General features: G+C 41.2%; 4 protein-coding genes. 3 read left to right on the plus strand and 1 reads right to left on the minus strand.

Features of this window, described 5'->3' with window-relative positions:
• Positions 1 to 17 precede the first annotated feature (17 nt).
• The 3 genes from ABIL39_07760 to ABIL39_07770 all read left to right on the plus strand — a co-directional run bounded on the left by ABIL39_07760 (position 18) and on the right by ABIL39_07770 (position 5,599).
• Positions 18 to 1,379, plus strand: a complete 1,362-nt coding sequence (locus ABIL39_07760; GenBank protein ID MEO0166016.1) for a diguanylate cyclase — start codon at positions 18 to 20, stop codon at positions 1,377 to 1,379.
• Between the two features lie 220 nt (positions 1,380 to 1,599).
• Positions 1,600 to 3,636: a HEAT repeat domain-containing protein gene (locus tag ABIL39_07765; protein ID MEO0166017.1), complete on the plus strand. Its 2,037-nt coding sequence runs from the start codon at positions 1,600 to 1,602 to the stop codon at positions 3,634 to 3,636.
• 4 nt (positions 3,637 to 3,640) lie between these two features.
• Positions 3,641 to 5,599 carry a diguanylate cyclase gene (locus ABIL39_07770; protein MEO0166018.1) on the plus strand — a complete coding sequence of 653 codons (1,959 nt, stop codon included), beginning with the start codon at positions 3,641 to 3,643 and terminating at the stop codon, positions 5,597 to 5,599.
• Positions 5,600 to 5,616: 17 nt separating this feature from the next.
• Here ABIL39_07770 and ABIL39_07775 read toward each other — a convergent pair whose 3' ends face one another.
• A complete protein-coding gene (locus tag ABIL39_07775; GenBank protein MEO0166019.1) occupies positions 5,617 to 6,558 on the minus strand; it encodes a DUF523 and DUF1722 domain-containing protein in 942 nt (313 codons plus the stop codon).
• Between the last annotated feature and the right edge of the window lie 554 nt (positions 6,559 to 7,112).

Here is a 7,112-nt window from a genome sequence, read left to right on the forward strand (position 1 = left end):
TGTATAATACTTTATCAATGGGAAAACGCCAAAAACATAAAGAACGAATTTTTGGAGAAATCTCAAGATTGAAAGAACAGTTAAAAAAATTGCGGGAGGAAGTTTGTAAGTATAAAATATTAAACAAGGCAGTCTTTGAACATTCTCCAGTGGGGATCACTGTCCGCCGCGGTTCTGGGGAGCTCGTCTCATATAACAAGGCTTGGAAAAAGATCTGGAATCTGACTTATAAGAAAATAATCACCTATGAAAAGATGTGTAAAGGCTGGGGTGTTGCCCAGCGCTATCCTTATTTAAAAGAACATGCCCCGCAGGTGCAAAAAATATTTGATGAAGGGGGTGAGATATTCATCCCTGAAATCCATGTCATTGACCCGCAGACCAAATTTGACAAATGGGTTTCCCAGCATTATTATGCCTTGAGGGATAAAAACGGCAAGGTGGAATATGTGGTTACCATAACCCAGGATATCACATCGCAGAAAAGAACGCAGTTAGCACTCCAGCAGAGTGAAGAGAAATTCCGGACGATTGTGAATAATGTCAATCTTGGGGTTTATCGCTCCACACCCAATGTCCCAGGTTATTTCATACAGGTCAATCCCGCATTTTTGAAAATGTTTGGTTATACTTCTATGCGTCAGATTACAAAAATCCCGGTGGAGCGTTTTTACAAAAATCCCCGGGAAAGAAGACAATTTTTAAATGACCTGCTCAAAAACGGCGAGGTGCGGGACCGGGAGATTGAACTGAAAAAGAAGGATGGCACCACCTTCTGGGCTTCCATTTATGCTAAGGCGCAGTTTGATGAGAATGGGATTATCCAGTGGATTGATGGGGTGATCGAAGATGTCACCGAGCGCAAGCAGCTCACTGCAACCCTCCAGGCACTTTCTTTCACCGATGAGTTGACCGGTTTGTATAATCGTCGAGGATTTCTCACCCTGGCTGAGCATCAGTTGCGCATCGCCCAGCGCACCCAAAAATCCTTGCTTTTACTCTTTATGGATATGGACAATCTCAAGGATATCAACGATGCCTTTGGCCATGCGATGGGTGACCAGGCATTGATTCATACGGCGCTGATTCTAAAAAGGACCTTCCGGGAGTCCGACCTCATCGCGCGTATCGGCGGTGATGAATTTGTAGTCTTGACCCTGGAGATAAAGAAAACCCGAGGGCAAGAGTTTTATGAACGGCTCTACAGACGCCTGGAAGCTTTTAATGAATCTGGGCATCTTCCTTTTAAGATATCCCTGAGTGCAGGCTGGTCCTATTATCATCCTCGCCGGCCGGTCACGATAACGAGTCTATTAAGAAGTGCGGACCGGATGATGTATCTCCACAAACAAAAGAAAAAAATGACACATAAAAAATAGTGACAAAGGAATTAATGGCAGATGAGCTGTTTCATAATCCGTAAAATGGTGGTCGCAGGCTTTAGCCTGCGGATAAATGTTTTTAAATCCCAGGCTTTCGCACCCTGAAGGGGACGGCTACATCTAATAATCAAGTGCATAAAAATAATTTGACAAAAAGTGGCGAGTAATCAGCGGGCGCGTATCTTGACACAATAATAAAAATTTATAAAATTAAGATATGGCCCAGCAGGCAGTCCTTGATTTCTTAAAAGAACTCGCAGTTGGTTTCAAATCCGCCAAATCCTATCCACCCGGACATCCGATAATGGAAAAAGTCGTTGCCAGCACCCTATCCCTGCTTTTAAAACTCTTCCATGATTACCCGGAATTTTCTTTTTATTTTCTTGAGAAGACAGTAATTTTTCAGGATATGCGTTTTGATGTATCCAAAAATCTTGCGGTCCTTTCGTTTATTGAAGCCCTGCGCAAAAATGAGATTGAGAGTTTGACTTTTGTGGTGGGGGTGAATAACGAAGATGTAAAAAACCTTTATGAAGTCTTGAGCAGTTCCAAATTGAAGATAAAAGAATACGGAGGTCCTGGCGAAATGCTCAAAGTCCGTGGAACCGAAAGAATAAAGATTAATGTAGTGAAATTTGGTATCCAGGGCGGCACAATAGCCCAGGTTGCGCAGGAGACACCTGTCTCCGAAGCCCCGCCGGTCAGCGAGGATATTACCAATGCGATAGAAGATTTTAAAAGACTGGTGGAAAGGGGATTGTCGGCACTGGAGATAAAGCCGAACCTGGAGCGGATTGTTGAGGCTGGGGAAAAGATAGGCGCAGAACGACAGATCCTTCACAGTGAGGCCGTAGCAAGGATTCTGGAAAACTTACCTTATCAGCATCGAGTGGAGTTATTAAAAGATATCGAATTAAAACCCTTTGTGCTGAAGATTCTCTCCAGCCTCGATGAAGAAAAACTACTTGAATTAATTGTAACCAGGCGTGAGGAAACCTCAGAGGTAAAAAAAATTCTTGGCGCAATCAGCGATAGTAAACTTGCCAAATTACTACCAATGCTAAAAGAAAAGATTCCTGATATCTACGAATATCTGGCACAGATGGGATTACTCTTGAGCGAGAAGTTGATGGTTTCCTTTTCGCGCGCCGATTTGCAGGGCGTGCTTAATCCTTACTATAACATGCTTGAATCGCCTAATGCCCGGGTTCGGGAAGAAGGAATTAAATCTTTGACCACGCTCGCCGGGCGCTTCATCGCCCAGGGACATATTGAGATTGTGGAAGAGATTGTGCAGAGGCTTTCATTGGCACTGGAACGGGAGCCGGTTTTCGAAGTAATAAATAATTCGATTGGAGAGATATTTAATTTTTATAAGGCTGCGCGGATAGCCAATCTTGGCAAGGTTTGTGATATGCTGGTGGAGCCATTCAACAAAATAATGGGCAGGCCTGGCATTCCATTGCTGGTGAAGCGGGCATTGATAAATTTCATGGGTGAAACACAAAATCCCTATGCCCTGCCTGCACTCATTTCATTTCTCTGGGAAAGCGGTGTGTACCCTGAAGTCCGCGCGGCAATTGTCAAGATCGGCAAAGAGGCGGTGCCTGAACTTTTGATGACCTTAAAAGAGGCTGAAGATCACAGTCTCCGTATGAAGATTGTGGACATATTGAAGAACATCGGAAAAACAGGGTTGGAAGTGCTATTAAAAAATCTTGATGCCCCAGAATGGTATATGCGCCGAAATATTGTTTACCTGGTGGGAGAGATTGGTGCGAAAGAGAGTGCATCCCAACTTGAAATGCTTGTCAACGACCCCGAGGATCGTGTGCGCCTGGAACTGGCCAGGACTTTTGCCAAATTAAATTATGAAGCAGGATTGAAGATGTTGCTTCAGGATACAGCGATTGAAGTTAAGGCTGAAGCGTTACGGGCTTTAAAAAAGACCTTAACGAATGAAGAACTCATTGAATTATTGCCGTTACTAAAAGAAAAAGGCGACCCTTTCCATGCCGAATTTTTAAAAATCCTTGGCGAGCGGAAGATAGAAGCTGCATTTTCGCCCGTAGTCGATTATTTAAGGAACCTCACCTTCCGCGACGACCAGGCGGCACAGGAATTAAAACAGATTGCACTTGCATCTTTATTTAAAATTGGCCATCCTGAGACTAAGATTATTCTTGAAGAATTTGTCAATTCCCGCGATAAATTTCTTGCCAGCCTTGCCCAGGCTGCGCTAAAGCGTATTTAATGAAATGATTTTTTTCTATCTTGGAATTATCATTTATACGGCAATTGCTGCCAGCGGCTTTCTAAATTACAATCTTAATATTAAACTTGGCTTGATAATCTTCAGCATCGTTTTTTTATACTACATCTTCTATGTGCTTAAAAGACGCATCCAGTTATACGATACCTTAATTGGCGGGATATTACTCAATATTGTGATTCAATTGACCGGTGGTGTAAGGTCCCCATTTTTTATGGCTTATTATCCGGCACTGGCACTGGTAGCTTATAAGGAGAAACCCCAGCATTACTTGATATTCTCCGGATTTTTATCGCTGATAGAAATTGGTTCCAATCTCATAAAAAAACAATTCAATCTGTTCCCCCTTTTATTTTTAGCCCTGTCATTTTTGGTGATTGCTGTGATCATTGACAAGCTAAATGCTCGTGAAACAAAGCTCAAAAAATCCCTGGCACGCTATGAAGCTCGGGACTACTTTTTTGGACCGGCAAATTTTGAAGCCAAGAACCTCATTACCTCTATAAAGGACATTGACCGTCATCCGGGTATTGAACGGCCACTACTTTTTTATGTCAAATTCGTCCACAATCTTTTCAATGCCCATACCACCGCGATATTTTCTTACTTTGAAGATAAACTTATTTTGATTCAAGGCTTTTCTCGTTCCGAACTATTCATACCCGATGCGATTGTTAAGGTCGAAAGGGGATTGTATCGCCAAATCCTGCTGGAAAAGAAATCGGTGCTTTTAAAAGAATTCGTTCAGAGCTCAGAAGAACTCGGTTATTATCGAGGTGAGATGATAATCAATTCTGTAATGATTGCCCCGATTTTGATTTTAGATCGTGTCGAAGGTATTCTGGTTGTCGATCAAAAGGGTGAACAATTTAGTGAGGAGGATAAAACATTATTCGATGAAGCAGCGAAAGGTGTGGGTTTTTTAATCGCCATGTTGCGATTATATGAGAAAGAACGGTATGAATCAAAGTATCTATCCTCAATCGCCGAACTTGCCCGAAAACTCCAGCGGGGTCTTGAGTTAAAAACGATTGTTAGCGACACTGTCAAGGAATTTCAGGCGGTATTGAATTGTGATGAATTATCCATTGCAGCAGTAGACGAATTGAATAACCAGGGGACAGTACTGGAGTCAACCTATTTGAAAGAGAATACCAAATTTCCGTTAGACGAAGGCTTGGTCGGATTGGTGGTCCGGCATCGTAACTACATAATAAAGGACGATTTACGTGCCGGGAATCTGATTGTCTTAAAAAAGGGCGAGAAGAAAAGTCGAGGTTCATTTTTGGGGATGCCGGTCAAAGGCGACAATGAAGTGCTGGGAGTGATCTGGCTTGAAGACCATCGGCCAAAAAGATTTACCGAAGAAGATGTGGAGGCATTGCAGATTCTTTCCTCACAATTAACCCTTGCTTGGCAGAGGGCAATACTTTATGAGCGGGTGAAAGAACTATCGATAAGGGATGGTCTGACGGGCCTTTATAATCACCGCCATTTTCAGGAATTGCTGGAGCAGGAGATACAAAAGCAGAAAGAATTCATTCTCATTTTGTTTGACATAGACCATTTTAAAAAGATCAACGACACCTATGGTCATCAGGCTGGGGATGAAGTCTTAAAATTCATTGGTCGGCTCATTGCCCAGACCGGGGTTGCCGGACGCTATGGCGGTGAAGAGTTTGCGATCATTCTTCCGGGAAGCAATTTAAAAAAGGGTGTAGAAATGGCAGTGCGGTTGAAAGACCACATCAATAAAGCCGAAGTGATTTTTAATCAACATAAGATAAAATTTACTATCAGCGTCGGCATTGCCGATTATCCCAAAGACGCCTCCACTCGGATTGAACTAATTGAACTGGCAGATCGGGCATTATACACTGCCAAAGAGACTGGTCGGAATAAGATCGTGATTGCCCAGACCCTCAATCAAAACAAAAAGGTTTAAAAATTTTAATTATCCATCTATTTCCGCACCAAAGTATCAGCAAACATCAATTCTTCAGGAAAGGGTTCGAGATATTTTTGACTTAATAAATAGGTATTATTAAACCGATAAGAGAAATTTTTGAGCATTTCAATAATTGTGCTCAATGCACCAGTGCCATTTTTATATTTCTCAAGCAGATTTAAAAAATGTCTTTTTTCTTTTTCGTTCAGATTTTTTGAAAAATAACCATAAATATGGAGAATAGTATTAAAATGTTTTGAACGGGATGGCTTTTTGGCAAATGCACTATAAAATAGATTTTTGTAATTTTCCAATTTCTCCTGCAAATTGCTCTTTCCATCCGCCACAATCTTTCCCATCTCTTTTAGAGCTTTCTGGCTATAAGTCATAAGCAGATACTTATATCGGGTATGGAATTTTACAAGTTCGTTTGCACTTAAATTTTCTTTTAACCGCCGAAATTCTGCATAGGCAAATATCCTTATCAAGAAATGCTCGCGTAATTCAGGATTTTTTAACCTACCCTCGTGTTCAGCCGGCAATTGCGGGAAATGATTCTTTACTCCTTCGGCAAAAAACCCATCGGTTCGTCCTACAATCTTATCGTTTTGATAGTAGTTTGCCGAGGTAATGCCGCAGGATGGGGATTTACTCTTCAACAAAAATCCATCAAACTCATTTATATCTACATTATCTACAAAATCCTTTATAAATTTTTTAATATTCTGGGTGAGGTCTCTCTGGGTTTCAGGCTGGTATAACCTTTTGTTGCCATTTTCTTTTATTACAATTATCTTTGGCCTCGGCACACCCAGCCCCATTTCCATTTCCGGGCAGACGAGTTCGTAATCTACAAACTTTTTCAAACGCTCCACAAACTCATCCTGCACAATCCCGCCGTTATAACGCACCGCTTCACAAAAACACCTACTCAAAATAATCCGTGGTTTATCCATAGAAAATTATAATTCCATTTTGTATAAAGTCAACGGGCAACCAAACTGAGTCCTCGCTACTTTTATTCATGTTATTTTTCTGTAGTGGTCGAGCTTGCTCGACAATTAAAAATCACCAGATTTTCCCTCTCGTAGGGCAAGGCTTTCTTCAAGAACCGATGGTTCTTTCAGAACCAGAGGTTAGCCTTGCAAAAATAAAAAATGCAAACCCAAAAGTTAGTCCTGCACTAATAATTGGTATGTAAATCAAAGGCTGGCTTAATATTATAAATAAAGCCTTTTTTAATTCAATAAAACAAACAGAAATTTCATTTTATCATTTCGTCAATTGCCAAAATGACGAAATGACAGTAATGCGATTGTTTACTCCTCTTTCATCAAAATAAAATCTTGGATTATAGAGAAATATATTTTTAATTCAAAGCGAACTGAGTACTCCTCACTTTTTCCTCCCCCTTTGATGGGGGAGGATTAAGGTGGGGGTGATAAAAATGGATTTGTCTCTTGATTCTTTTTCAATTTGTTTTAAAATCATGGCGGAGGCCATGATGAAA

The organism is candidate division WOR-3 bacterium, from assembly GCA_039802205.1.
GTDB lineage: Bacteria > Hydrothermota > Tepidihabitantia > SM23-42 > JAOAFX01 > JAOAFX01.